A 25,396-nucleotide genomic window follows, 5' to 3' on the forward strand; every position below is an offset into this window, starting at 1 on the left:
GTGTTTCGGTGGTTATAGCAAGAGGGAAACGCCCGGTTACATTCCGAACCCGGAAGCTAAGGCTCTTTGCGCTGATGGTACTGCAGGGGGGACCCTGTGGGAGAGTAAGTCACCGCCGGACTTCTTTACAACACTTTGTGTGTTGCAGGTTTAAGCCCTGGCCTTTCGAGGTCGGGGTTTTTCTTGTTTAACCCGCACCTGTGTGTGGCGGGTGGGGTGTGGGGTGTTTGTGGTGTGTGGGTTGGCGCGGCTGTGCCTTGCCCAGAGAGCGTGTGTGTGGGGTGTGTGTGGTTGTGGTTGTGGTCTTGCCTGGAGGGTGAGGCTTTTACTGTTTAACCGGGCTCACACTCTCGCATCCGAGGAGGCGGCCGTGTACTGTCTGATGCCTCCACTAGCGTGGGGTAATGCCCTCGTTTAGCTCCGCCCGTGTGACGCAACGCCTTCGCCTCGATCCGCTTCATCCTGCGGATGAAGCGGATGTCTTTCGGATCTATGGGGATCCCGCGACATGGACGCACCTGCCAGCGGGCCGATTCACGACCCCGGAACAGGCGCGTCTACAGATTGAGGCCTCAATGAGTAGTCATCGGCAGCTTGGGCTCGGTATGTGGGGTATCCGTATTCTCCCGGATCCAGCAATCGACCCCGCCCCCGACCGCAACCCAGACCCAGACCCAGACCCAGCGTCCGGGGTTCGGCGTGATGGCCGAAACCCCGTCGGCACGCCCCTGCCGGCCGGAACGTTCATCGGCAGCGGCGGGGCTCAGTATGTTGCGGACGGCGGGGTGTGGAACATCGGATACCGGCTGAGCCCGGCGGCCTGGGGGAGAGGCTTCGCGACCGAGGTGGCCCGCGAGGCGCTACGTGCGGCCCGGGAGTGCGCCCCGGGTATTCCGATCACTGCCCGCGTCCTCACGAACAACCCGGCGTCGATCACCGTGTTGGAACGGTTGGGTCTCGAGCTGATGTGGGAGGGCGCGACCGCGGCTTCCGTGGAAAATGTGGGGGCACCGCTGCGTCGCGTCTATGCAGATCGCGCGCTGCCACCCGCGGCGGAGAGGTGGCTGATTGCCAACGCGTAGCGCAGGCTCTGCGGGCAGCAAAAACCCCCGGGCGTCCCGTGGGACCACCCGGGGGTATATCGGCGCTTAGCGGGGCAGGTTTGCCTCGATGAGCTCAACCAGCGCGGGGTCGTCCGGGGTGGTCTTGCTGCGGAAGCGGTGCTTTTCACCGTTGGGCAGAACGAGGAACTTTTCAAAGTTCCAGAGCACCGGTCCGGCGAGGCCCGCGGTGTCCTTGGCATCGATGATCTCGCTGTAGAGCGGGTGGCGGTTGCGTCCGTTTACCTTGGCTTTTTCAAAGACGGGGAACGTGACGCCCCAGGTGACCTGGCAGTACTCGGCGATCTGCTCGTTGCTGCCGCCCTCCTGCAGGAACTGGTTTGAGGGGAAGCCGAGTACGGTAAAACCGCGGTCGGCGTACTTCTGCTGAAGCGCCTCGAGCGCTTCATACTGAGGGGTGAAGCCACACTTGCTGGCAAGGTTCACCACGAGCAGCACCTGGTCGGCATAGTCGGAGAGGTGCTCGGTGGTTCCGTCATTGCGGAGAAGCTCAATTGTTCCGTCGGTCATGTCATTAGGATACGCCGGTGTATCCAAACGCGCTACGCGTGTGCCTGAGCGTTTGATGCGGATTGTGCTGCACCGTCTCCAGAGGTCCGCTATCCCTTGCCGATCGGGGGTCCGAGGATCAACAGTACGGTCGCGACGATGGCCACGGCGAGGACACACAGCGCAACAAACAGCACCGGATGACGCACCAGCCACATCACCAGGCGCGGCAGCAGGCCGCGGTCTCGCGGGTCAGTACCGGGTTCGGTACGCCACTGCCCGGCGAGGTGCCCGCCGCGCTCCAGCACCCGCTCAAACGGCAGCGTGGCGTAGGGGATGGCCGCCACCACAACGCCCAGCATGATGCGACCGAATGCCCAGTGTTGATTGATGCCCACCAGGATCGAGGCCAGCGCGAAGGCGAGGAACACAACGCCGTGGATGCCGCCGGCGATGGTCGTCACGATCGGATTGGCATCTAACCCGTACTTGAGTATGAGCGAGGCGATCAGCAGGGTCCACGTCACCGCCTCGGCGAGAGCAACGATACGGTACAGCCGGCGCGGAGTCATGGGGGCCTCTTTGAATGTCGGGGGCGGTCACTCAAGCCTAGTCGACATTGTGTCGGCAACCCTGGCCGCTTCACCCGGGCGGTTAAATGCCGAACGCCGGCACGGAGTGAATCCGTGCCGGCGTTCGAGAGCCGTGCTATTAGCTGGCCTTGACCTGCTCAACGAACTTGAAGAAGTCGTTGGTGTTGCCCCAGCCGATGTTCTGGGGCGGCGAGTACTGCTTGCCGTTCACCAGGATGGTGGGGGTACCGGTGACCTTCGGGACATCGGTGTTGGGCAGCGGGCCCGCGAGGGCCTGCTGGGTGGTCGAGGTCACGAAGTTGTTGTAGGTGCCGTCGTTGATGCACTGGGTGATCTTGTCGTTCTTCACACCGGAATCGCGGATGATCTTGTCGATCTCGGCGTTCTTGAGACCCGAGCTGTTCTCCTCGGGCTGCTTGGCATACAGTGCCGCGCTGGCGTCGAGGAAGCCGTTGGGCTCGTAGTTTGCAACGCAGGCCATAGCGGCTGCGGCGCGGGTCGAGTACTTGGTTCCCTGCGACAGGCGATCCAGGATGCTGATCGGGATGATCTCGAGGTTTGCCTCGCCCGATCCAACCATGTCCTTCAGGCTGTCAATGTTGGCCTCTTCGAACTGGTTGCAGAGGGGGCAGAGGTAGTCAACGTACAGCACGACGTTGGTCTTGCCGGCCTCGGGCTTGTGGGCGACGGGGGTGGCGCCAGCCTTGAGCTCGGCGGTCTTGGTCGCCTCGATCTTGCCCGCTGCACCGGTGAACTGGATGCCCCCACTCAGCATGTTTGCGGGGCCCGGACGGTTGTTCTGTGCGGTGGTGTTCACCACGAGTGCCACAACCAGCGCGATGACCGCGAGCGAACCCACAACCACGCTGATCTGCGTGATGATGCGGTTGCGCTTTTTGCGCTTGAGCTCTTCCTCGCGACGCAGACGTGCGACCTCGCGCATGTGCTCGCGGCGGTCCTTCTTGCTCATCTTGTCGGGGTCGTTGCCCGGATCACTCGATGCCATGTGTTTTCCCAATCGGTGTCACGAATCCTCGCGGCGCGCGAAGTTGCTCCTTAGATGGTACCCGTACGCCTCCGCCTGAAACTGTTATCTTCCTTAAAGCGACTCGGCGGTGTCTGTTCCGGCATACTCTTCGATGAGTCGTGTTGCCAGAACGTCAGCGGACTCAAAGACCTCGAGTGCGCCCTCCTCCTCGCCGGGCACCGCATAGCCCCAGCTGACCAGATAGGTCGGGATGCCGTTTGCGCGGGCCCCATCGATATCGTGATGGCGGTCGCCGATCATGATCGGTGCGCTCACGTCAACACCGGCGGCGGTGAGACGCACGAGCGCCTCGGCGACCACGTCGGCCTTCGCGCTGCGGGTTTCGTCCTCGCTGGCGCCGCAGAGCACGGTCAGCGCAGAGCGCAGCCCAAAGTGGTCGAGGATGCGGACGGCCTGGGATTCGGGCTTCGAGGTCGCCAGGGCGAGCGGAACACCGGCGTCATTGAGCCGGGTCAGGAACTCGGGAATACCGGGATAGACGTAGGTGAGGTGTGAGGCATCCTCCTGACCGGCGAGCTCACGGTAGCGCTCGAGGGCGGCCCAGGAATCCTCGGCGTTCAGGCCGGCGAAGTCGCGGAAGGAATCCAGCAGCGGCGGGCCGACCCAGCGCATCATTTCGGCATCGTCCTGACGCGGGTGACCGAGCGACTCCAGCGTGCGGCCGAGACGTTCGATGATGCCCGGGGCGGAGTCGATCAGGGTGCCATCGAGGTCGAGCAGCACGCAGCTCCATGCGGGGGAGTTCCGTGCGGAATCGGCCGAGGGCGCGCTAACGGTGGTCGTGGGGAGAGAGGATGTCGACATACTTCCCCATCATACGGAAGCACCCCGAGGAGCGTGCAGACTGCGACAGTCCCTCCGAACCCGCGCCCAGGCCTGAGCCGGTAGTACCGGCACGAGAACAGGCCTGAGCCGGTAGCGCCGGCGCTAGAACAGACGCGAGCCGTCGTCGAGGCCACGCATCTCGTCATAGTCGAGGATGACGCAGCGAATGCCGCGATCCTCGGCGAGGGTGCGCGCCTGCGGCTTGATCTCCTGGGCGGCAAACACACCCTGTACCGGGCGCAGCGCGGGGTCGCGGTTCATCAGTTCCAGGTAGCGCGTGAGCTGCTCGACGCCGTCGATCTCGCCGCGCCGCTTGATCTCCACGGCCACGGCGCCGCCGTTGGCATCGCGGGCAAGGATGTCGATCGGCCCGATGGCCGTCATGTACTCGCGACGCACGAGGGTGTGCCCGGGGCCGAGCACATCGATCTGCTCGGCCATGAGCTTCTGTAGCTCGGACTCCACGGCGATTTTCTGCAGGCCCGGATCCTGGCCGAGCTCGTGCGCGCTGTCGTGCTGGATCTCAAAGATCGAGACCTCGAGCTGGTCGCCGGTCTTCGCGTGGGTGACCTTCCACAGCTCCCGTACGCCCTCGGCGGCGCGCTCGGGGCTCGGCTCCTGCACCTGCATCGTGCAGGGCGGGCTCATCCAGTTCAACGGCTTATAGCTACCGCCATCACTGTGGATCAGGAGGCTACCGTCGGCCTTGAGCATCAAGACCCGGGTCGCCAGGGGAAGGTGAGCGGCCAACCGGCCGACGTAGTCCACGGAACACTTCGCAATAACCAAACGCACCCAGTGAGTGTATCGTCCGTACCTGCGCGGGCCTACCCCACGCGGCGCAAACCGATGATTCGGTGGGGCGTCAGCCGAGGAACGCGGGAACTATGCGTCGATGAGGGTGAGCCAGCCGGTGAGGGCTTGCACGCTCAGCCGACCGTGGCCGCTGTCAACCCAGCCGGTGAAGTTGCCGACGCGATGGTGCCCGCTCGCCGATGCGGGCCCTGTGGCCGGAGTGTCTGCCGGCGCGGCGTTCTCAAACGGGGTGAACGTGAGGTCGGCCCCTGCGGCATACACGCGGGTGCGGCCCTCCGGCAGGGCCTCGATGCTTACCCCGGCCGGGTCAAAGGCGAGGCTGCCATCTACCAGGATGCCCAGGCCCGCGCCGAAGCGGAGACCGAGCCGGTGGGTGGCACCGGAGCCCTCGGCGGTGGTGATCCCCACGACGCCACCGCGTACCAGGGCGGGGCCCGAGCGGCGGCAGCCGCGGGAGAAGTCATGCAGTGCCCAGGCGGTGGTCGGATCGAGTGTGCCCCAGACTCCGTCAATGGCCACGCGCCCGGATACCGGCCGTGCCAGATCACTCAGCGTGTAGTCGAACGAGCGATCATCGTGAGCGATAACGGTACCGAGGCGATCATCGTGTGTGGCGAGCGAACCCGCCTGGCCATCCCGAGCGGGTGCCCGGCCGACGCGCACATCAATCTGCACGCGCTCGCCGTAGACGCGCACGCGGGTGCCGCCGGGCACCTCGTCGATGCTGATGTCGAGCCGCAGCGAGTGCACGCGAATCGGGCCGGATTCCGGCTCGGATGGGAGCGTGCCGGTGGTGGCTCGGGAGCGCGTGGAGAAGATTTCCACCCGGGTACCGGTGGCCCGATCGAGCGCCCAGAGGCGCTGCTGAACACCGCGCCTGTCCTGATCGGTGGCGAGCTGAATCACGTGGGTGGGGGAGGTCAGTAGCCAGTATTCCCCGCGCCGAGACTGGGCGTCCGCGCCCCCGCCCGAGTGGTGCAGCGATGCGCGCGAGAACCCGATCGCGGCCGGATTAACCGCGCCGGAATCGAGACGCAGTCGCACCGGGGCCGTGATCTCGTGATTGAGCACTCCAATGGTCATTCCCGCAGACTAGCGACCTTTGGCCGATGTGGACAGATACCGGAGAATGAATTTTCCGAATCTAGTCGATTGTCGAGGTGCCCTGACCGGTGGGCTTGGCGGCCGGAGCGGCGATCAGCGCGATGATCACCAGGCCAAGAATCGGCAGGAGTGCGTTCAGCAGGCCAACGTGCTCACCCAGCAGACCGATCGCCGGCGGGCCAGCCAGGAAGGCGACATAACCCATCATTGCCACCGCACTCACCCGCGCCGCAGACTGCGTGGGGTGCTCGGCCGCTGCCGACATACCCACCGGGAAGCCCAGCGCGCAGCCCGCGCCCCAGGCCGCGGCACCCACGAGCGCCAGCGGGAATGCCGGTGCAAAGATGAACAGGGCGAGGCCGATCACCGCGAGGCTCGCGGACAGGCGGATCGCCTGCACCCGGCCAAATCTATCGATGAATGGGCCGCCCACGAACCGAGTCAAGGTCAAAGTGGACACGAAGATTGCGTAGACGAGCGCGCCGGTACCGGGCAGCTGATCGTAGCCATCCACCACGGCCTGCGCGATCCAGTCGCCGGCGCTTCCCTCGGCCAGGCTCATGCCCAGCATGATGAGGCCGATCAGCAGCAGGCGACGGTCGCGCCATACCTGAGCGTTTGCGCGCATGCGCTCGCCGAAGGGCACCCGCTCGCGGGTGTGCCGCTCGATCGGGCGGGTGGGAATCCAGCGCACCACCACAATCGCGGCGATCGCGATCAGAACGGCCATCACGATCACGTGCACCGAGAGCGGGATGTGCGCGAACGCGGCCATCGAACCCAGCAGTGCACCCAGCACGGTGCCCACACTGAAGAACGCGTGCATCATCGGCATCACGGTCTTGCCGAGCTCAGCCTCGGCGAGGGCGCCGTCGAGGTTCATCATGACGTCGACGACGCCGTTACCGAAACCGAAGATCGCGAGGCCGATCACCACCACGGGGAGTGCGATGGTCGATCCGACCCCCATGATCGCGAGGCCCACCATGCTGATCAGCAGCGCGGTGCGCATGCCCACACGAACGCCGAGTCGCTCGCGGATGATGTTTGAGGAGGCGAGGCCGAGGATCGATCCGGCGGACATGCCGAAGAGCACGAGACCCAGCGTGCCGTTGTTAATCTCCAGGCTCTCGCGCAGGGCCGGAATCCGGCTTGCCATGCTGGCGATGCTCAGCCCGCTGAGGAGGAAGACAACAAAGAGCGCGTTTCGCCACGCGCGGAGCTGCGCGGGCGAGTGGGTGAGTGGGGAGGAAGACATGGTCACGATTCCAGCTGGGGCGCATGCGGCGCGGGGAGAATATGGGCGTTCTGCGAGTGCGACGCCCCGTGTCGAATCGATTCGATTAACGAACAACATCGCCTAAGCTATCCGATACAGACGATTCTGGTCAACCGGCCGGGACGAGCCGTCGCGAACGGAGCAGGGCGATGACTGAGCGTAATCCCGGGCGGGTAACCCTGGCCGAGGTGGCCGAGCGTGCCGGAGTATCGGCATCCACCGCCTCCCTCGCTTTTAGCGGCCGCGGACCGGTATCGGATCTCACCCGCGAACGCGTGATGGCCGCCGCGAGCGAGCTCAACTATGCCGGCCCGGACCCCCGCGGGCAGTCGCTGCGGCGCGGCACCAGCGGCATCGTCGGCGTGCTCATCGCCGATCGCATCGGGGTATCCTTCCGCGACCCGGTGCTGATCCAGACCCTCGACGGTCTCGCCGATGAGATCCAGAAGATCGGTGCCTCACTACTGCTCATTCCCGAGCTGGATCGCGGCACCGCGGCCGTCGCGAACGCCCCCATCGACGCCCTGGTGCTGCTCTGCGTCGGCACCGAGGCGAGCGAAACCGCCCGCACCCTCGGCGGACGCGGCGTCCCCGTCGTGCAGATCGAGGGCCCGCCGAGCCCCGAAATGACGAGCGTGAACCTCGATAACTTCGGCGGTGGCCGGCTGGCAGCGGAGCACCTGGCGGCCCTCGGCCACACCCGCGTGGCCACCGTGACGCTCTCGGTGGATCGACACCGCGTCGTGGCGGCGCTGACCCCGGAGCGCGAGGCCACGGGAACCGTGGAGACCATGCTTGAGCGCCTGCGCGGAGCCCGCGAGGTGTACCCCGAAATTACGGGCATGATCGCCGGAAGCAGCCGTGTGGAGGCCGGTCGGCTCGCGGCGCTGCGCCTCCTGGACGTACCCGCGGCTGAGCGCCCGACGGCGATCATCGCGCAGAGTGACCTGATCGCCGTCGGCGTGATCACCGCGGCCGAGGAGCTGGGGCTGCGCGTGCCCGCCGACCTCAGCGTGGTGGGTTTTGACGGCATCCGAGTGGACGGCTTCGAGCGCCGCCTCACCACCGTGTGGCAGCCGGCGCACGCCAAGGGGCAGGCCGCGGGCCGCGCGGTACTCGCGCTGCTCGAGGGAGACGCCCGGGTCGTGCCCGCCGCCGATTTTGAGGTGAGGTTCGTGCTGGGAGACACGACGGGGCCGGTACCCGAGGTCTAGGCAGCCGTGGCTGAGGGTCGTATCGCTAGGCCGGAACCACCCCGGTGCGCATCCAGCGCTCGCCGCGGGCGCGCAATCCGAGCGTGACCGCCCGCGCGGCGATATACCCGATCGTGAACGCGCCGGTGAGCCATGTGAGGCCCTCGGGTCCGCTCACGCCGAGTAGCCTGGTCCCGGCCAGGATCGCGAGGAAGCAGGCGAGGTTTACCACGCCGGTGAGGGCCAGGTAGCGGGCATCACCGGCACCGATGAGCACCCCGTCAAGAACGAAGACCACGCCCGCGAGGGGTGCGCCGATGGCGAGCACCACGAGGCTCGGTGAGATCATGGCGGCCAGCGCGGGGTCGGTGGTGAAGGCACGGCCGATGACACCGGAAGCTAGGGCAACGGGGAGGCCGAGCACCAGGCCCGATCCGATACCCCACTGCACGCAGCGGCGCAGCACGCGGCGTACAAACGCGACGTCCCCGGCCCCGAGCCCGCGCCCGACGAGGGCCTGCGCGGCAATAGCGAGGGCGTCCAGCGCAAACGCGAGCGTGCTGAACAGGGTCATGACGATTTGGAAGCCGGCGAGCTCGGGATCCCCGAGGGCAGCGGCCGTGGCGATCGCGAACAGCATTGCGGCGCGCAGGCTCGCGGTGCGCAGCAGCAGCCATCCGCCGGCGCGGGCAGATCCGCGCACCCCGGCGAGGGAGGGCCGTACGCGTGCGCCAACTCGACGTGCATGGCGGGCGATAACCAGCAGGTAGGCCAGCACCATCAGCCACTGGGCGATGACGGTACCGAGGGCCGAACCGGCGATGCCCAGCCCGGCCGGATAGATGAGGACAAAATTCAGCCCCGCGTTGAGGGCGAAGCCGATTCCGGCGACCCAGAGCGGCGTGATCGTGTCCTGTAGGCCGCGCAGCAGACCGGTCGCGGCGAAGACCAGCAGCATCGCCGGAATGCCCGCCATCGAGACGGCGAGATACTGCTCGGCGGCCGCGCTCGCGGCACCCTGCGCCCCGAACTGGGCGATCACCCACGGGGTCAGCAGCACGCCCAGCGCGCCGATCACCACCCCGAGGCCGAGCGCGAGCCAGAGGCCGTCGATGCCCACCGAAACGGCGCCGCGGGGGTCGCCGGCCCCGATGCGACGGGCGACCGCGGGGGTGGTCGCGTAGGCGAGGAACACCATCAGACCGATCAGCGTCTGAAGGACGGCCCCGGCCAGACCCAACCCGGCCAACTCGGCCACACCCAGGTGGCCCACCATCGCGGTGTCCGTCAGCAGGAAGAGCGGCTCGGCGATGAGCGCACCCAGCGCGGGAACCGCGAGATGGAGGATAGAGCGATTGAGTGAGGCCACCCGCACACGTTACGCGAAACCCGCACAAAACCCCAGAAAGCTGAAAGCGTGACGGACTTTGATGACGGAACCGACCACCCGACGGCCAGTCTGGTTTACCCTGGAGAGATGACGTCACCTACCCCGCGCTCCGGCATCGCTCTCGACGACCTCAACCCCGATATTCGCCCCCAGGACGACCTCTATCGGCACACCAATGGGCGCTGGCTCGAGCGCACCGAGATCCCCGCGGATAAGTCCCGCTGGGGCTCGTTCTCGGTGCTCGCAGAGGAGGCCGAGGAGGCCGTGCGCACCATCATCGAGGACTCCCGCGCCGCCGAGGCCGGAACCACCGCCCGCAAGGTGGGAGACCTCTACACGAGCTTCCTCGCCGAGGAGCGCATCGAGGCCCTGGGTGCCACTCCGCTGGCCGGCGAGCTCGCCCGGGTGGATGCCATCGCCACGATCGCAGACTTCGCCCGCGTCTCCGGAGAGCTGGACCGCGCGGGCGTCGGCGGGTTCTTTGGTCTCTGGGTTGATAATGACCCGGGCAACCCCGAGCGCTACCTGGTCATGGTTCAGCAGTCCGGCATCAGCCTGCCGGACGAGAGCTACTTCCGCGAGGAGCGCTTCGCCGCGATCCGCGAGGCCTACCTCGGCCACATCGAGCGCCTGCTGGCCCTCGCCGGGCTCGACGCCGCGGCCGAGCGTGCCGCCCGCGTTTTCGACCTCGAAACCCGCATCGCCGCCGCCCACTGGGACAACGTGGCCGCCCGTGACAGCCAGGCGCAGTACAACCTGCTCAAGTGGCCCGCTGTGCGCGAGCTGTTTGCCGGTGCGGGGGATGTCACCCTGCTCGATGCCTGGGCCGCGGGCCTCGCCGCACCCGACGGTGCGCTCGCCGAGGTTGTCGTGCGTCAGCCGAGCTTCGTGGAGGGCATCGCCGCACTCCTGACCACCGAAAACCTCGACGCCTGGACCGACTGGCTGCGCTGGAAGATCATCCACGGCGGTGCCGCCTACCTCTCCACCGCATTTGTGGAGGAAAACTTCGACTTTTACGGCCGCACCCTGTCGGGTGTTCCCGAGATTCGCGAGCGTTGGAAGCGCGGCGTCTCCCTCGTGGAGGGCCTGCTCGGTGAGGCCGTCGGTCAGGAGTACGTGGCCCGCCACTTCCCGGCCGAATCGAAGTCGCAGATGGATGTCCTCGTCAAGCACCTCGAGGCCGCCTATCAGAACTCCATTTCGGCGCTCGAGTGGATGGGCCCGGAAACCCGGGAGCGCGCGCTCGAAAAGCTGAGCAAGTTCACGCCGAAGATCGGTTTCCCGGATCGCTGGCGCGACTACTCCAACCTCGTCGTGAGCGCGGGTGACCTGGTTGCGAACATTCGCGCGGGCGCCGCGTTCGAGTTTGATCGCGAGCTCGCCAAGATCGGTAAGCCGATCGATCGCGACGAGTGGTTCATGACCCCGCAGACGATCAACGCCTACTACAACCCGGGCTTTAACGAGATCGTGTTCCCCGCGGCCATCCTCCAGTACCCGTTCTTCGACGCCGGCCGTGACGCCGCGGCAAACTACGGCGCGATCGGCGCGGTCATCGGCCACGAGATCGGCCACGGATTCGACGACCAGGGCTCCCGCTATGACGGTGACGGCAAGCTCACCGACTGGTGGACCGAGGCCGACCGCGCGGCATTCGAGGAGCGCACCACCTCCCTGATCGAGCAGTACAACGCCCTCGCGCCCGCGCAGGTGCCGGATCACCACGTCAACGGCGCCCTCACCATCGGCGAAAACATTGGCGACCTCGGCGGCCTCTCGATCGCCTGGCAGGCCTATCTGCTCTCCCTTGAGGGCGTCGAGCCCGAGGTAATCGATGGCCTGACCGGCGCGCAGCGCTTCTTCCTGTCCTGGGCGCAGGCCTGGGCACAGCTCTCGCGAGACGAGGAGGCGATTCGCCTGCTCGCCACCGATCCGCACTCGCCCAACGAGTTCCGCTGCAACCAGATTGTGCGTAACATCGACGAGTTCTACACCGCGTTTGACGTACGCGAGGGCGATGCCCTCTGGCTTGCACCCGCCCAGCGGGTTACCATCTGGTGACCATGGAATCCAGCCGGCACGACGCGCAGGGCACGGGGGCATCCACTCCCGGGCGTGCTCGGCGCGCCTCGTCGGCAGCCCCCGACACCCCGGTTGTCTCGGGCCGCTCGGCCGGTTCCGCACGCTCGGGAAACGCCTCGGGGCACCGCCGCCGAGAGATCGATCACGGCCACCCGGGTGCCGAGGCACCGGGCGGCGAGCGTCGCGGCCAGCGTCGCGGGCAGCGGGAAAACCCCGCGGCCGGGCAGCGTGGTTCGGGAGCGGGTACCCGCCCCCTTTTCACCCGATCGCTGCGGGTGCTGGAGCGCATGGTGCACGCCGATATGCGGGTGTCCGCGCGCGTAAGTGATCTCGAAACCGGCGCACCGCTGCTGCGGGTCGACGACTACGTGGTTTCGCAGATCGGTTCGCTGGGTCGCATCCTGCTGCTCATCGAGGCCGCCGATCGATCCGAACGCGGTGAGAACACGGACATCCTCCGTGAGGACTCCGACTTCGCCGAGGGCCCCGGTATCTGGCAGCACCTCGAGCGCAGCACCCTCTCCCTGCCCGATGCGGCCGCGCTGCTCGCCGGCAGCGGCGATCACACCGCGGGGAATGCGCTGCTGCGTGAGTTTGGCCTCGACACCATCTCGGCCCGTGCCGAATCGTTGCGCCTGCGCAACACCGTACTGAGAGACGGCGTGAGTCGGCGCGCCGATTCGGGTACCCGTGCCGCGGTGTCGCGCTCCACCATGACCGAGCTCAGCGAGCTGATCTGGCACCTGGAACGCGGCGAAATCGTGAGCCCGGAGGTGTCCGCACGCGTGCTGCGCTGGCTGGGGAGCGGAAGCTATCCCGGATCCGTGGTGGGCGCGCTCGGACTCGATCCGGGCCTGCGTGGCGGCGTGCGCTTCGGTATTGGCGGCTACGCCCTGGCCTCCCGAGAACTCGGTCTGCGTGCCGAGACGGGCGTGGTGCGGGGGCCCTCCGCGAGCGTGTGTTTCGCCCTGAAGGTCGCGTTCCGCGAGAACGACGCCACCTCGGGCTTTGCCGTGCAGCAGGCGCTGCGCGAAATTGGACTCGAGATTCTCGACTTTGTGAGCTAGCTCGCCCCACCAAAAACGGCGGTGCCCCACGGATCAGATCCGTGGGGCACCGCCGTTTTGGACGGGGCTACTGCTCCGCGCGGGCGCGGGCCGCGGCGGCCTCCGCGTGCCGGCCCAGCTGCTCGAGCAGCGCGCCGAGTTCGAGGTTGAGCCCGATAAACGCGGGGCTCCCCTCGGGCAGACGCTCGATCGACGCGGTGTACAGCGACACCGCCTCCTCCTCGCGGCCGGACTGGGTGAGTACGCGGGCCACAAACAGCTCACTCATCGCCGCGTTGCCCTCATCGCCGCAGTCGGAGTAGGCGTCGGCCGCGGTGAGTGCGGCCTGGATGGCCTCCTCGTTTCGGCCGAGCGACCCGAGCGCGCGGGCACGGGAGTCGGTGACGTCGGCGATGAGCCAGTCGGCCCCGCGTTCGCGGGCGAACTCCAACACGGCGTCGAGATCGGCGAGGCCGGCCTCGTCTCCGTGGTTGGCGCGGGTCTGGCCGAGGCGGTGTCGCGCGGCGGCGGCGAGATCGGCATCCTCGGTCTTCTGCGCGTTGGCGAGGGCCGCCTCGAGAATCTCGATGGCCTCGGGATCGTTGAACCCGTTGCACAGCTGGCCCAGGAGGATCCCCGCGCGGGCGGAGAGCTCGGCTGCCTCACCCTCATCGGCGAGCTCGATGGCCCGGCTGAACGCACCGTAGGCGAGGCCGTTCTCGTCCGCACCCTGCGCGGCCTGCGCGAGCCAGAACAGGGTTTCGGCGCGGGCCGCGGGCGGGGCCTCGGCGGCCTCCTCGGCGCGGTAGGCCTCGTCGAGGTTCTCGGTTGCGGACTCAAATGCGCCGGCGTTCAGCTGGTAGCGGCCGAGCAGGAAGCGCAGCCCGATCAGCTGCGCCGATTCGGCACGCTGGGCGAGGTCGATCGCATACTCGATCCGGGCGGCAGCCTCACCGGGGCGCTCATCATCGTTGAGCAGGTTGGCGGCGAGCTGGGCGGCCTGGATCGTGTTTTCGCGGTTGGTCCCGCGGGCGGTACGGGCCAGCAGCTCATCGGCGAGGGGGATCCCGGCGCGCGGGGTGCCCATCATGCCGTGAATCTGGGCGCGCAGACGCAGGGCCTGCATTCGCACGTGCGGGGCACCCTCGGCATCCAGCAGGGCGTCCAGGTGCGTCGCCGCGCCCTCGGCATTCTCGGTGTACAGCAGGGTGAATGCGGCCAGCGTCCGGGCCGATTCCAGCAGGCGCTTCGGCCCCTGCTCGGCGAGGGCGAGGGCCTCAATCGCGATGGGCAGGGCCTCCGCGGGGCGCTGGGTGCGCATCCGCAGATCGGCGATCACGAACAGCAGGTCGAGGACGACCTCGGTCGGGGCCCCGGCCACGCGGGCCCGCTCGAGCTCCGCGAGCAGCGAGTCCTCATCCTCGGCGGTTGCGGTCGAGAACATCAGCAGGCCGAAGCGCTCCTCGAGATCCGCCTGCTCACCGTGACCGCTGGTGCGCAGCTCGGCGATGCGCTCGGTGAGCGCGCTTCGTGCGCCCTCCTCCTGCTCGGCGGCGATGAGGGTCTGGATGACGCAGCTGTAGAGGCGCACGCGCGACTCCGCGTCGCCATCCTGCACCGCGAGGCCCTGATCCACGGCCGCGAGCACCGCGGCCCGATCCTCCTCGAACATCGCGGTCTGGGCGCGGAGCAGCCAGTCGGCGGTGGTGACCGGTGCGGCGTCCTCCGGGCGTTCCAGGGCGCTCGGCGGGGTGAACCGCTCGGCCGAGATCGGCAGGTCATAGTGCTCGCCCGCCAGCAGGCGGGCGCGCGCGATCCGGTCGCTAAACGCGGTGTTACCGTTGCGGGCGTTGAACTCGGCGGCGATCTCCTCGGCCCCGGCCCAGAGGGCCGCTGCGAGGGATTCGGCGGTGGGCTGCTCGCCCAGGTTTTCTCCCAGTAGCGCGGCGAGGTCGGCATTCTGGGCACCACGGATCGGGGTGGATCCGGCGCCGGCGCGGGTCACCGAGTCGAGGAACACGGCGAGTGAGACACGGGCCGAGAAGATGAGCATGCGGTTCAGCGGGTCGACCGTGAGATCCCGCAGGAGACGCTCGAGGATCGACAGGCCGCGCGACTCGTTTCCGGTGACGGCGCAGAACACCAGGTGGTCGGCAACCATCGCCAGGCCATCCGGCGAGTGCCGGGCGACCCGGTAGCTGCGCAGGTGCACGGCCCGGGCCTCATCCAGGCGGCCGGCACGCAGCAGGGCGAGCAGCGAGTTTGCCTCGACCGACTCGGGCTCCTCACCGCAGGTCAGGCCCTGCTCCATGATCTCGTCAAAGAGCGCCAGCGCGGTGTCTTCCTGGCCGATGAGGCGGAAGTAGGCGGCGTCCTCGGCACGCACGCAGGCCTCACAGTGGCTGTAGTCATCGCGCGGGATCAGTTCGCGTTCGTCGCGGAAGCGGCCCGCGGCCACGAGGTTGCCGGTGTCCATCGCGGTAGAGAAGCGGCTCTGCAGCACGCCCGACTGGCTCACCCCCGCGCGGCGGTAGCGCTCGGACATGTCCGCGTGAATCGCGTCGAGCTGGCTGAGCGGGAACGCGGGGTTCGAGGCCACGCGGCCGGCCATCCACTTGTACTGGAACAGCAGGTCGTTTCCGCCGCCCACCTCGTTGGGGAACCGGACCGGATCCTGGTCGAACTTACCGACGCACCAGCCAAAGGCGGCCAGCATCGCATCGGTGTCGCCGGTCATGTGGGCCGAGGAGGTCAGGCGCATGCGTGCCTGGTAGGCGCGCTCCTCATCGCCGGCCTCGTCGGCCAGCGTGATGGCCTGGTCGATCAGGGCGCGCTCGCGCGGGCCGATCGGGGTGATGTCGATTTCGTCCAGCAGCTCATCGATCCGCTCGGCGGCGGAACCATTGTGCGGTGTGCTCATGCGGGGTCTCCTTCTCCGGGTCGCCATCGGTGCACGGGTGGGGCTCCGATGACGGGGTGGTGTCTAGTCGGTAGTGGTGTCGCCGCCGAGGCCGATGCTCAACTGCACCAGGTCGGTGAGGGCACCGGTCATCAGCGATCGGTCGGTGGTGGTCAGGGGGCGGTGGCCGGCGAGCATCGCCTGCGCGTACAGGAGCTCGATCGAGCGACGGAACACCAGCGGGTCATCCAGCTCGGCCAGTCGACGCACGAGCGGGCTTGACCAGTTGAGGCACAGGCGTGCGCGCACGTCCCGTTCCCCGTCTGCCTCGTTCTTGCCGGTGAGCAGCCGGTCGGTGGTGGAGATCACCTGCGACCACAGACCCGGCGCCATTTCGGCGGCCTTTGTACGTTCAATCCTCCGCAGGACGGCCTGATCCGCGACGTACAGTGCGGGGAGGTCGGCGGGCTGGAAGGAGCGGATGGACACCCGGGTCTGCACGGTGGTGAGGGCCTCCTCGGCGCGGGTCTCGACCGCGGCGGTGAGCTGTCGCTCGTGCAGCGGCGGAGCCTCAAGGCCGTCGAGCTCATCCGACACCTCGATCCGCTGGACGCTCTGACCGGTGATCGCGGGAATCTGCCGCAGCAGCGCCGAATCGTACACGTAGCCGCCATTGACGATGGGCGACTCGGGGTTCGCGATCGCCGCAACCTGTCGGAACTCGTCCACCGTGTCGGTGAAGCGCAGCTCGCCATAGCGCTCCAGGTGCTCGCCGATGGTGGTTTCCCCGGCGGAGGTTTCGATCCGCAGCCACGGCAGCATGAGCGCGGCGAGCTCGTCATCGTGCACGGCGAGCGACTTCAGCGCGAGCTGATGGACCGAAACCAGGTTTGCCAGAATGTGCGGTGCCGTGGCGGCCTGCAGCATGATCCAGCGACGCAGCGCGGCACCGATCTCGGTGCGGGTGTACTCGAGCGCCTCGTTGTTCACGAAGCTCTCGCGCGAGGCGGTGGGGGCGAGACCATCGGTGTTGATCACGCAGCGCACGAAGAACGCCCACTCGGGCAGTAGATCCTCGACGTGCTCGTCCAGCAGCATGCGGCCCAGATAGACGCGGCTGGCCTGGCGGGCGCTCGGCGGCGGCGCATACGGCAGAACGTAGGCGATACCACGGGTCCCGGTGCCCGGAACGACGATCTCGATGCTGGCCAGCGGGCGTGCACCCAGCAGCTCGGTACCGAGGAGCAGCTGGGCATCCTCGGCGGCGGAACCCGGTGCGACCGGCTCAAGGAACGGTGCCGGGACGGTGATGGTCTCCCAGGAGCGGTCGGGCTGTTCCAGCTGGACGTCGACGGGAAGATAGCGGCCGAAACGCTCGGTGAGTTCGCGCACACGCTCGGGGGAGAGCAGCGCCGCGTCATCCGGCCGCGGCCGCAGCGAGATCTCGGTTCCGATCGGCAGGTTTTCGGCCTCGGTGGCGCTCAGTTCGCGCACGCTGAAGGTGCCGTTGGAGTGGCCGCGCCACTCGATCGGGGCGTCCCCGTGAGCCGAGCGCGAGCGCACCACGATCTCATCCGAAACCATGAAGCAGGACAGCAGGCCCACACCAAACTGGCCGAGGAAGTCTTCCCGGCGCAGGTTGAGCACCTCATCGCGCTTGGAGCTGCGGCCCACGGTGGAGAGCAGCTCGGCAGCCTGGGCGGCGGTCAGGCCCACGCCGTTATCGGTGAAACGGAAGATCGGGTCGGCCTCGGTAACCGGGCTGATCCGCAGCAGCCCGGCGGGTGCTCCGTCGAACTTCTGCCGCGCGGTCACCGCATCGCGACCGTTCTGGAGGAGCTCGCGCAGGTAGACCTGCGGGCTCGAATAGATGTGCCGGCTCAGCAGATCCACGACACCGCGCAGGTCTACCTGGAACGGCTGGGCCGCGGCGGAGGCGACGGAATCGGGGCGGTCAAGAGACAAGAATGCTCCTCGTGTGAGGCGGGCTCAGCCGCACCGTATCGGCGCGGCAAACCTGCGGGGCCTTCTCCAGGGTAGGGGACGCGGGGTCGGCCGGGGAGATGAGGCGACGAAATTATTGGTCCGTCTCCAGGGTAGGCGACTTCGCGCCGCGGCGTGGTGCGAGAGTGGGGGATTTCGCGGATAGCGTGCCCGTGTCCGCCACCAGCATCTCCACGGCATCGCGGACGGCGAGGACCGTTTCCGGTGCGCGCAGAATTCGAAAGTGGCCGGAGGTGTCTAATCGGACATTGTGGGCACCGGGAAGGTGGCTGCCCTCGCTCACGTGTGGATCCCAGGGCCCGTAGATCGACACGATGTGCGCGTTCAGCTCGGCCTGGCGACCGAGCCCCACGATGGTTGAGTTGGTGGGCAGAAACGCCCGCAGGCTCGGGTCAAAAATGTAGCGGGCATATCGCGAGCCGGCGAACGGTGTGGCCACGGCCACGACGCCGTGAATACCGAGCCGCTCGCCATCGGTCACCATGAGCTGCTTGCCGATCAGGCCGCCCTTGGAGTGCGCGACGATGATGCGGCCGGATCGGGGGACCGGGCTTCGGCGCAGCGCGCGCGACAGGCGCTGCGCGGTATCCACGATGGGGAGCAGGTTGTATCCGAGACCTCGCACGATTGAAATCCGATAGCCCGAGCGGTGCAGGAGTTCGGCGATCGGTTCGAGGAACGCCCAGGTTTCGTAGACCCCGGGGAGGATCAGGATTACCGGTTTGGTGGAATCCCCGCGTCGATAGCGTCGCGGAAATCGTTGAAACGGTGCGCGGAGGTGCAGCCCGATCATCAGCCCGATGTCGCGCACCAGAACGTTGACCCGCGCGAGCACGTTCACCCCTTTACGCTCCGCGGGGTGGGGGCGGGCAGACCCAGGTGCGTGCGGATAGCGCGCGCCACCTCGGGGTAACCACTGATCATGGTTTCATGACCGCGCCCGGGGACGGTGGCGGCGTGGGCATCTGGGATCCGGCTCACCACCTCGTCGACCCAGACCGTGGGGCAGAGGAAGTCGCGCTCGCCGTGGACCACCAGCGTGTGTGCGCGGACCCGGGGAAGGGTGCGCTCGACCTCGTGGGTCAGCATCGTCGCGAGCTTTTTGACGTACCAGCGCGGCCCCGCGGCCAGGTAGTAGCGGGCACCGTAGTAGAGGGTGCGCGGCTGGAACGACATCATGTCCTGGAGCATGCGCAGTGCCTGCCGGGAGATACTGCGTTCGGTCGCGTTGATGGTGGGGGCGAGCAGGATCAGGTCGGGGAAGAGCTCGGGTGCGGCCGCGGCGGCCTCGACGGCCACCTGGGTGCCCATTGAGTGTCCGATGAGGATCACGTCGCTCAGGCCCTCAGCACGCACAAAATCGGCCACGAATGCGCCGCTGGCGGGCATGTCCAGCGGCTCCTTTGGCTCGGGCGACTCCCCGAACCCGGGGAGGTCAAGCGCGAAGACCGGCCCGTATTCGGCGAGCTCCTCGGCGAGGCCCTTCCAGTAGCCGTGGCCCATGCCGATTCCGTGCAGGAGGACGATCGGCCGTCCGGTGTGGGCACCGGAGCGGAAGCTGATGATCTCGCGTCCGTCGCGTTCGAACCGCTCCCGGGTCGCATCCTCAAATGCGGTGATCGCGGTGCTCGATCGCCCCTCGTTTTGCTTCTCCTGCGGCATCGATACCGCGCCTCCCCTCGGCTACGTTCCGTATTCTCCCGGGTAAACAACCCCGTAATCACGACTGTAATCCAAATGGATGCCGTGATCCCGGACTTCCCAGGGGACCCTGAGCCTAGTCGATCAACCCGTCCCGGTGGAGCACGTGCAGGAGGTCGGCCCCGGCGGGCGGGCATCGATCGGCATCGGCGAGCCGTACCCAGTGCACCTCGCTCACCTCGGCGCTCGGCACCGGTTCGTCCAGGAGCTCGCCCGAGAAAATCGTCATCGCGACCAGGCGACCCTCGGGCTCACCGTGTGCCTGTAGCGCGAGACGGTGGTAGACGCTGAGCGTATCCGGATCGATTCTCGCGCCGACCTCCTCGAACACCTCGCGGATCACCGCATCGCGCGGGGTCTCGCCGGGGTCGATTTTTCCGCCCGGGAGAAAGTAGACATCGCGGCCACGGGCGGTGACCATCAGGAGTCGGCGATCGCGGACCAGCGCGAACGCAGCCACCTGAATATCGGGAAGTGTGGGGTGACTCATGGCATCAATCCTAAAACGTCAGCGGAAACCGTCGCCGAACATGGGTAAACTTAGGCCCTAATGCCCGGCACCCGGTCGGGTCATCTTTCAGCAACCTCAGGAGCCACCGTGGCAGCCAGCCGTCTCGATAAAGTCATCGCCCTCGCCCGTCATCGCGGATTTGTCTTTCAGGCCGGTGAAATCTACGGCGGATCCCGCTCCGCATGGGACTACGGGCCCCTCGGTGTGGCGCTGAAGGAGAACATCAAGCGCCAGTGGTGGAAGTCTATGGTTCAGGGCCGCTCCGACGTTGTCGGCCTCGACTCCTCGGTGATCCTGCCGCGCAAGGTGTGGGAGGCCTCGGGCCACGTTGAGGTCTTCTCCGACCCGCTGGTCGAGTGCACCTCCTGCCACAAGCGCTTCCGCGCGGATCACCTCGAGGAGGAGTTCGAGGAGAAGAAGGGTCGTCTGCCCGAAAACGGTCTCGACGACATCGCCTGCCCGAACTGTGGCACTCGTCACGCCTGGACCGAGCCCAAGGCCTTCTCCGGTCTGCTCAAGACCACCCTCGGCCCGGTCGAGGACGAGTCCGGCATGCACTACCTGCGTCCCGAGACCGCCCAGGGTATCTTCGTGAACTTCGCCAACGTGCTGCAGGCCTCGCGCCAGAAGCCGCCGTTTGGTATCGGCCAGATCGGTAAGTCGTTCCGTAACGAGATCACCCCCGGAAACTTCATCTTCCGTACCCGTGAGTTCGAGCAGATGGAGCTGGAGTTCTTCGTTGAGCCCGGCACCGACGAGCAGTGGCACGAGTACTGGCTGAACGAGCGCATGAACTGGTACACCGGCCTCGGCATCAAGGCCGACAACCTGCGCTTCTTTGAGCACCCCAAGGAAAAGCTGTCGCACTACGCGAAGCGCACCGTCGACGTTGAATACCGATTCGGATTCTCCGGCAGCGAGTGGGGCGAGCTCGAGGGTGTGGCCAACCGCACCGACTTCGACCTCAAGACCCACTCCGAGGCCTCGGGTAAGGACCTCTCGTTCTTCGATCAGCCGAAGAACGAGCGCTGGATCCCCTACGTGATCGAGCCCGCGGCCGGCCTGACCCGCTCGCTGATGGCCTTCCTGGTGGATGCCTATGACGAGGAAGAGGTGCCCAACGCCAAGGGTGGTGTCGATACCCGCACCGTGCTGCGCCTCGACCCGCGCCTGGCCCCGGTGAAGGTGGCCATCCTCCCGCTGAGCCGCAACGAGGCCCTCTCGCCGCTGGCTCGCGAGGTCGCCGCCGAGCTGCGCGAAACCTGGAACGTCGACTTCGACGACGCCGGCGCAATCGGCCGTCGCTACCGTCGTCAGGACGAGATCGGTACCCCGTTCTGCGTGACCGTTGACTTCGACTCGCTCGAGGACAAGGCCGTGACCGTGCGTAACCGCGACACCATGGAGCAGGAGCGCGTCGCGATCGCCGACCTCTACCTGTACTTCGCCGAGCGTCTGCGCGGCGCATAGGGTTTCACCCCGAAAAACACCGCTTCATGCTCGTACGGGCATGAAGCGGTGTTTCGTTTCCGAAGTCTTTTGAGACATTCTCTCGGGCGTACCCCCAACCACGCGCTACGCTGGTGAGTATCGAATCGAGCAGAGGGAGACACGATGCGAGGCAAGATACTCTTCGTCACCGGACTGGCCGCGGGTTACGTCCTGGGAACCCGTGCGGGTCGTCAGCGCTACGAACAGATCAAGAGTGGGTGGTTGAGCGTCTGGAACGCGGCCCCCGTCCAGAACCAGGTGGAGAAGGTCGAAACCTTCGCCAAGGCACGCATTAGCGAGGTTCCTGGTTTCCTCCTCGTCGGAGTAAAGAAGATCGCCGCGGCGATCGCCCCCGCCGAGCCCGCTCCCGCGGAACCGGCTGCCAAGCCAGCCGCCGCGGCCTCCCCGGCGAAAAAGACCTCCGCCGCGAAGCCGGCAGCGAAGAAGTCTGCCGCGAAGCCCGCCGCCAAGAAGAGCGCCGGAGCAAAGAAGTCGGCCACCAATGAGTGATTCGGAAAAGCGCTCCCTGATCGGGCTCATCTCCGACCTGCCCGGCCAGATCACCGATCTGATCAAGGCGGAGATCGAGCAGCTCAAGGTCAAGGCGATTCACGTTGGCAAGAATGCCGGAATCGGTGCCGTATTTGTGATCGTCGCGCTGATCTTCGTGTTCTTCGCGGTCGGAACCCTGGTGGCCGTGATCATCCTGGCGCTCGCGCTGGTCATGCCCGCCTGGCTGGCCGCACTCATCGTGTTTGTTTTGTTCCTGCTTGCCGCCGGGGTCTTTGGGCTCCTGGGCTGGCGCGCGTTCAAGCGCATCAGCGATGAGCAGGGTCCGATTGAGGGTGTCCGTCGCGACATCGATGCGCTGAAGGGAACCGGTGATTATGACCGTCGATAAGACCCCCGAGGAGGCGCGCGCCGAGCTGGTTGCCACGCTCAACGCCCTCGAAGACAAGCTCAACGTGCCCAAGCGCGTGGGCGGTGCCGTGGACCGCGGTAAGGCGCGTCTGCGCACCTTTAAGGAAGAGAACCCCGGTGGTGCCGCGGGCGCGGCCGTGGCAGTGAGCGCCGTCGTTGGCCTGGCCGCGTGGGGGATCGTCCGGGCGCTGGCGCGTCGATAGGCGATACACACCCGGGTGCGAGCCCGGGTGTGTGCACACCGCGGAGGTCTCGCGGAATCAACGGGTCACTCCCGTGCACGGATTTCGGATCCGAGCGAAACGGGGTGATCATGGTAGTGTGAGGGTCGTTTTCTTCCCCATGCTGTGCCACCCGAGCGGGCGTGCGCGCGAGTCTGTTTCACGAAGGTAGCAACGAGTTTTCCGATGAGCACAACAGGTTCTTCCTCTAAGCCACTCACTGGCTGGCGGATTCTGGTGCCCCGGGGTGGCCCCTGGGGTGACGGAGTTGCCGCCGAACTACGGCGCCGCGGCGCCACACCGGTCATCGCACCCATGGTGAACTTTGCCCCGACCGACAACCCAGAGGCGCTGGCCGGTGCCCTGGAATCCCTGCAGGCCGGGGCTTTTGACTGGGTCACCCTCACCAGCGCGACCACCGTGGACGTGCTCTATGCACACCGCGTGCGGGTGCCCGCCCACACCAAGATCGCGGCCGTGGGTGAGACCACCGCGGCTGCGGCCCAGGCCGCCGGTTTTGTGGTCACGCTCGTTCCCGCCGAGGACAACTCGGCCGCCGGAATGGTGCAGGAACTCGTTGCCCGGGAGCCCGAACCCCGTCACTTTCTGACGCTGCGCGCGGCAAACGCCGACCCCGTCCTCACCCGGGGCCTGATTGCAGCCGGTCACAATGTGGAGTCCGTGATGGCGTATCGCACCGTGGGTGAACCGGTAGCCGAGAAGGTTATTGCGGATGTCCACAGCGGCCGAATCAACGCGCTCCTGGTGACCTCCGGAAGCATCGCCGATCAGGTGGCCGCGCAGTTTGGTGAGTTGCCGAGCAGTACCCTGGTTGCGGCGATTGGCCCGCGTACCGCAAATGACGCCGCCGCCGCCGGGCTGCGGGTCGACCTGATCGCGGATGAGCAGACCGTCGCCGCGCTCCTCGACGCCGTGGTCACCGCGGCCGAATCCGGGCACGCCGGATAACGATCGCTGTGGCTACTCTCCAGACGGGGAGTTATCACTTTGTGAGGTGTCTTCGGCGCTTTTTTCAGGTGAACGGGGCAGACTAGAGAGTATGGCTAGCCTTCTCCTGCACCCCGACCGACTGGAAGTGAAACTGACGGCGGCGGAAAAGGCCCTGGCGCTGCGAAAAGACAACGTGGTGATCCCGCGAGACGCGATTCGCGCCGCATCGATTACGGATGATCCGTGGGTGTGGCTGCGTGGAATCCGTTCCCCGGGTTGGTACGTTCCCCTCACCATGGCGGTGGGGCGTTGGAAGTTCAACGGCGGGATGGACTTCCTGGTTATTCGTGGCAGCCGACCCACCATTGTTTTTGAGCTTGAGGACGCCGAGTACTCCCGCGTCGTGGTGACCACCAAGCACGCCGCCGCGCTGGTGGCCGCCCTGGGTATTGACGGGGACGGCAACGCCCGCGCCCGCCGCACCTCCACGGCAGCGCGAGAGGCAGCCAAGCGGATCGAGGCCACTCGCGCAACCGAGGCCGACATCGTGGCGCTGTTGGAGTCCGATATCGAGGTTAACCCGCGCACCGTGACCGGTGTGCGTCCCGCGCTGGTGCGTAAGCTCATCGAGCGCAAGGCCGAGGGTGTGGACCTCCGCGCCGTGCTCGCCGAGGAGGCCGAGACGCGCCGTGCCGAGGCCGAGCGCCTCGCCGCCGAGCGTGCCGCCGCGAAGAAGAAGCCGCTGGCACGGGTGACCCCCATTCGTAAGCGCGCCACGACGAAGAAGGCCGACCCGGTGGAAACTCCGGAGAAGAAGAAGCCCGCGGCCAAGGCGCCCGCTGCGGCGAAGCCGGCAACACCCAAGACGGGTGCCTCGGCGAAGCCCGCGGCGGCGAAGCCTGCTGCCGTGAAGCCTGCGGCCGCGAAGCCCGCCGCCGCAAAGCCGGCAGCGAAGGCCGCGGCGGCGAAGCCTGCTGCCGCGGCGAAACCCGCCGCAAAGCCTGCCTCGGAGAAGGCGCCCGCCGCGAAGCCTGCCGCCGCGAAGGCTCCCACGGCGGAGAAGGCCAGCACCGCAAAGCCTGCCGCGGCAAAGCCCGCCGCGGAAAAGACGTCCGCTGCGAAACCGGCCGCTGCAGAAAAGCCTGCTGCGGCGAAGTCCGCCGCTGAGAAGGTGCCTGCTGAGAAGTCGTCTGCAGCAAAGCAGGCCCCCGCAAAGGCTCCCGCGACTAAGCCCACCGCGGCCAAGCCGGCCGCTCAGGACGCACCCGAGGTGAAGCCCGCCGCGGCCAAGCGTGCCCCCGCGGCGAAGGCGACTCCCGCACCGGATGCCCCGGCGAAAACGACGGACACCGAGGCCGAGGCCGAGGCACCGGCGAAGAGCGCACCGGCAAAGTCCACTCCCGCGAAGCGTCCGGCGGCAAAGTCTGCCCCGGCGGCAGCTCCCGCCGCACCGTCGAGCAGGAGCACGGCCAAGAAGGCCGAGGAAAGTGCGGTCGCCGAGGCCAAGCCCTCGCCCCAGAAGCCCACCGCGCAGAAGCCCACCGCGCAGAAGTCCACCGCACAGCAGAAGCCGGCCGCGCAGAAGCCCGCGGCAACCAAGCCGCCCGCCGCCAAACCCGCGTCAAAGCGCGCAGAACCGACGGAGCCCGAGGCTACCGACTAGGCACGACAGAAAAACCGCGGCGCCCCGGCCCAAACAGCCGAGACA

The 25,396-nt window shown here is 67.2% G+C and carries 23 protein-coding genes and 1 rRNA gene; 11 read left to right on the forward strand and 13 right to left on the reverse strand.

The annotated features are described in order from the left end of the window. The first annotated feature begins 4 nt into the window (after window positions 1–4). Window positions 5–121: ribosomal RNA gene (gene rrf, locus D9V32_RS15210) — 5S ribosomal RNA — on the forward strand. A 283-nt stretch (window positions 122–404) separates the two neighbouring features. Continuing rightward, on the forward strand, window positions 405–1,082 hold the full coding sequence (locus D9V32_RS15215) for a GNAT family N-acetyltransferase (RefSeq protein WP_121649772.1): 678 nt from the start codon (window positions 405–407) through the stop codon (window positions 1,080–1,082). A gap of 66 nt (window positions 1,083–1,148) precedes the next feature. Here the strand turns inward: D9V32_RS15215 and D9V32_RS15220 are convergent, their stop codons facing one another. From D9V32_RS15220 to D9V32_RS15250, 7 genes are all read right to left on the reverse strand, one after another. Beyond that, on the reverse strand, window positions 1,149–1,631 hold the full coding sequence (locus D9V32_RS15220; RefSeq protein WP_121649773.1) for a glutathione peroxidase: 483 nt from the start codon (window positions 1,629–1,631) through the stop codon (window positions 1,149–1,151). An 89-nt stretch (window positions 1,632–1,720) separates the two neighbouring features. Beyond that, a complete protein-coding gene (locus tag D9V32_RS15225) occupies window positions 1,721–2,182 on the reverse strand; it encodes a DUF3817 domain-containing protein (RefSeq protein WP_121649774.1) in 462 nt (153 codons plus the stop codon). 139 nt (window positions 2,183–2,321) lie between these two features. Further along, window positions 2,322–3,209, reverse strand: a complete 888-nt coding sequence (locus D9V32_RS15230) for a DsbA family protein (RefSeq protein WP_121649775.1) — start codon at window positions 3,207–3,209, stop codon at window positions 2,322–2,324. A gap of 93 nt (window positions 3,210–3,302) precedes the next feature. Beyond that, the gene (locus D9V32_RS15235; protein ID WP_121649776.1) at window positions 3,303–4,055 is read right to left on the reverse strand and encodes an HAD hydrolase-like protein; all 753 of its coding nucleotides are present in this window, start codon (window positions 4,053–4,055) and stop codon (window positions 3,303–3,305) included. A gap of 123 nt (window positions 4,056–4,178) precedes the next feature. Beyond that, window positions 4,179–4,871, reverse strand: a complete 693-nt coding sequence (gene nucS / locus D9V32_RS15240) for an endonuclease NucS (protein WP_121649777.1) — start codon at window positions 4,869–4,871, stop codon at window positions 4,179–4,181. Between the two features lie 90 nt (window positions 4,872–4,961). Beyond that, a complete protein-coding gene (locus D9V32_RS15245; RefSeq protein ID WP_121649778.1) occupies window positions 4,962–5,975 on the reverse strand; it encodes a DUF2804 family protein in 1,014 nt (337 codons plus the stop codon). 61 nt (window positions 5,976–6,036) lie between these two features. Continuing rightward, window positions 6,037–7,254, reverse strand: coding sequence for an MFS transporter (locus D9V32_RS15250; protein ID WP_121649779.1), 1,218 nt, complete (start codon window positions 7,252–7,254; stop codon window positions 6,037–6,039). 170 nt (window positions 7,255–7,424) lie between these two features. Between D9V32_RS15250 and D9V32_RS15255 the strand changes: the two genes are divergently transcribed. Further along, window positions 7,425–8,489, forward strand: coding sequence for a LacI family DNA-binding transcriptional regulator (locus D9V32_RS15255; protein WP_121649780.1), 1,065 nt, complete (start codon window positions 7,425–7,427; stop codon window positions 8,487–8,489). Window positions 8,490–8,514: 25 nt separating this feature from the next. Here the strand turns inward: D9V32_RS15255 and D9V32_RS15260 are convergent, their stop codons facing one another. Continuing rightward, window positions 8,515–9,843, reverse strand: a complete 1,329-nt coding sequence (locus D9V32_RS15260) for an MATE family efflux transporter (protein WP_121649781.1) — start codon at window positions 9,841–9,843, stop codon at window positions 8,515–8,517. Window positions 9,844–9,945: 102 nt separating this feature from the next. Between D9V32_RS15260 and D9V32_RS15265 the strand changes: the two genes are divergently transcribed. Next, window positions 9,946–11,922, forward strand: a complete 1,977-nt coding sequence (locus tag D9V32_RS15265) for a M13 family metallopeptidase (RefSeq protein WP_121649782.1) — start codon at window positions 9,946–9,948, stop codon at window positions 11,920–11,922. Between the two features lie 2 nt (window positions 11,923–11,924). Next, the gene (locus D9V32_RS15270) at window positions 11,925–13,010 is read left to right on the forward strand and encodes a serine hydrolase (RefSeq protein WP_121649783.1); all 1,086 of its coding nucleotides are present in this window, start codon (window positions 11,925–11,927) and stop codon (window positions 13,008–13,010) included. A gap of 67 nt (window positions 13,011–13,077) precedes the next feature. Here D9V32_RS15270 and D9V32_RS15275 read toward each other — a convergent pair whose 3' ends face one another. The 5 genes from D9V32_RS15275 to D9V32_RS15295 all read right to left on the reverse strand — a co-directional run bounded on the left by D9V32_RS15275 (window position 13,078) and on the right by D9V32_RS15295 (window position 20,083). Then, a complete protein-coding gene (locus D9V32_RS15275) occupies window positions 13,078–15,909 on the reverse strand; it encodes a hypothetical protein (protein WP_121649784.1) in 2,832 nt (943 codons plus the stop codon). 63 nt (window positions 15,910–15,972) lie between these two features. After that, on the reverse strand, window positions 15,973–17,853 hold the full coding sequence (locus D9V32_RS15280) for an HSP90 family protein (protein ID WP_121649785.1): 1,881 nt from the start codon (window positions 17,851–17,853) through the stop codon (window positions 15,973–15,975). Between the two features lie 112 nt (window positions 17,854–17,965). After that, window positions 17,966–18,727, reverse strand: a complete 762-nt coding sequence (locus tag D9V32_RS15285; protein WP_183086352.1) for an esterase/lipase family protein — start codon at window positions 18,725–18,727, stop codon at window positions 17,966–17,968. Between the two features lie 2 nt (window positions 18,728–18,729). Then, on the reverse strand, window positions 18,730–19,554 hold the full coding sequence (locus D9V32_RS15290) for an alpha/beta fold hydrolase (protein ID WP_121649786.1): 825 nt from the start codon (window positions 19,552–19,554) through the stop codon (window positions 18,730–18,732). A gap of 115 nt (window positions 19,555–19,669) precedes the next feature. Beyond that, on the reverse strand, window positions 19,670–20,083 hold the full coding sequence (locus D9V32_RS15295) for an NUDIX hydrolase (RefSeq protein ID WP_121649787.1): 414 nt from the start codon (window positions 20,081–20,083) through the stop codon (window positions 19,670–19,672). A 108-nt stretch (window positions 20,084–20,191) separates the two neighbouring features. Between D9V32_RS15295 and D9V32_RS15300 the strand changes: the two genes are divergently transcribed. From D9V32_RS15300 to D9V32_RS16600, 6 genes are all read left to right on the forward strand, one after another. Then, window positions 20,192–21,574 (forward strand): glycine--tRNA ligase, encoded by a 1,383-nt coding sequence (locus D9V32_RS15300; protein ID WP_245982365.1) that lies wholly within the window; start codon window positions 20,192–20,194, stop codon window positions 21,572–21,574. 144 nt (window positions 21,575–21,718) lie between these two features. Next, window positions 21,719–22,105, forward strand: coding sequence for a hypothetical protein (locus D9V32_RS15305; RefSeq protein WP_121649789.1), 387 nt, complete (start codon window positions 21,719–21,721; stop codon window positions 22,103–22,105). Next, window positions 22,098–22,496, forward strand: coding sequence for a phage holin family protein (locus D9V32_RS15310; protein WP_121649790.1), 399 nt, complete (start codon window positions 22,098–22,100; stop codon window positions 22,494–22,496). Before D9V32_RS15305 ends, D9V32_RS15310 begins: the two co-directional genes overlap by 8 nt. Then, the gene (locus D9V32_RS15315) at window positions 22,483–22,719 is read left to right on the forward strand and encodes a DUF3618 domain-containing protein (protein ID WP_121649791.1); all 237 of its coding nucleotides are present in this window, start codon (window positions 22,483–22,485) and stop codon (window positions 22,717–22,719) included. The genes D9V32_RS15310 and D9V32_RS15315 overlap by 14 nt, the downstream gene beginning before the upstream one ends. Window positions 22,720–22,923: 204 nt before the next feature. Then, a complete protein-coding gene (locus tag D9V32_RS15320; RefSeq protein ID WP_121649792.1) occupies window positions 22,924–23,706 on the forward strand; it encodes a uroporphyrinogen-III synthase in 783 nt (260 codons plus the stop codon). A gap of 91 nt (window positions 23,707–23,797) precedes the next feature. Beyond that, window positions 23,798–25,351 carry a transcriptional regulator gene (locus D9V32_RS16600; protein WP_183086353.1) on the forward strand — a complete coding sequence of 518 codons (1,554 nt, stop codon included), beginning with the start codon at window positions 23,798–23,800 and terminating at the stop codon, window positions 25,349–25,351. The last annotated feature ends 45 nt before the right edge of the window (window positions 25,352–25,396 follow it).

Origin of the sequence: Mycetocola tolaasinivorans (assembly GCF_003667565.1) — a bacterium.
GTDB classification, from domain to species: Bacteria; Actinomycetota; Actinomycetes; order Actinomycetales; family Microbacteriaceae; genus Mycetocola; species Mycetocola tolaasinivorans.